Source organism: Arthrobacter flavus (assembly GCF_039526005.1).
Classification (GTDB): domain Bacteria; phylum Actinomycetota; class Actinomycetes; order Actinomycetales; family Micrococcaceae; genus Arthrobacter_D; species Arthrobacter_D flavus.
In genome coordinates this window covers 1-1301 of sequence record NZ_BAAAIJ010000037.1, presented here as the reverse complement: position 1 = coordinate 1301, position 1301 = coordinate 1, and the positions used below count along the sequence as shown (strand labels likewise).

The window sequence follows — 1301 nt, the reverse complement described above, 5'->3', positions numbered from 1 at the left end:
TGAGCTGCTGTGGTGATTTCGGACGGCGGATTTGATGGTTTTCTCTACGCTGCCATGGCTGGCTGTTGGTAACTGTAGTGGACTTCGTTGGGCCGGCGGTAGTTCAGGGCTGAGTGTCGGCGGCGGCTGTTGTAGAAGCCCTCGATATAGCGGATGACGTCTCGTTTTGCCTGTTGCTTCGTGGCATAAACGGTGCGGTAGACCCGCTCGTTTTTCAAGGCGCCGAAGAAGCTCTCGGCCAGGCTGTTGTCCCAACACACGCCGGTGCGGCCCATCGAGGAACGCATAGCCAGATTGATGACCAAATCTCGGAACGTGGCCGAGGTATAGACGCTGCCGCGGTCGGAATGGAAGACAGCACCTGTCTCGACATGGGTGGTCCGAGCAGCGTTTTTCAGGGCGTCCACGACGAGTTCGGTGCGCATGTGATCGGAGATGGACCAGCCGACGACTTTCTTCGAATAGCAGTCGATCACGGTGGCCAAATAGATGAATCCCTGCCACGTGTGAATATAGGTGATGTCCCCGACGAACTTCACTCCCGGACGGTCCGCGGTGAAGTCCCGTTTCACCAGGTCCGGGACCACGGCAACACCGTCGGCACCGGCGTTGGTGGTAACCCGGAACGGGCGCGGCTGACACGGCACCAACTCCTCGGCACGCATAATCGAGCGCACCAACTCAGGGGAACACGCTGTGCCTTCCGCGGCGAGGTCGGCGTGGATCCGCCGGTACCCGTACGTCCCGTCCGCTGCCTCGAAGAAGTACCGGATACGCACCGCCAGTACCTGCCGACGCGCCGCGGTGGCCGAGCGGGGCCGGGACAGCCAGTCATAGAACCCGGACGTTGATACTGCCAGCCACAGGCACATCTTCCACACCGGGTCCGTGGCCCCCGGGGTGTTCTTTTGGGAGTCGATGAACTCGTACTTCGCCACTACCGTGGATCCCTTGCAAAGTACGAGGCCGCTTTTTTCAAGAACGCGGCCTCAGCCCTGAGCTCCTGGTTTTCCCGCTCAAGTTCCTTCAACCGGGCACGCTCCGAAACGCTCAGATCGGTTTCGGTACCACCATGGGATTCACGGTATTTCATCACCCACCGCCGAAGGGTCTCCGGCCCTACCCCGTAGGCCTTGGCGACCTCCACCACAGGCTTGGATGTATCGATGACTTCCCGGGCCAGCTCGTCCTTGAACTCCTGGCTAAACCGGCGACGCGATGCAGACATACTGCCAATCTCACTTTCAGTAGAAACCTCAGTTTAAGAGGTCCCACTGTCCGAAATCCCTAGGCCGCTCAGA

General features: G+C 60.0%; 1 protein-coding gene. It reads right to left on the bottom strand.

Annotation, left to right across the window (positions count from 1 at the left end):
- Positions 1-44: 44 nt before the first annotated feature.
- Positions 45-1228, bottom strand: a protein-coding gene (locus ABD059_RS09865) for an IS3 family transposase (protein WP_343879564.1) whose coding sequence is annotated in 2 segments (ribosomal slippage) — positions 45-970 and positions 970-1228 — 1185 coding nt in all. Because the reading frame shifts where the segments join, the coding sequence is not laid out codon by codon here.
- Positions 1229-1301 lie beyond the last annotated feature (73 nt).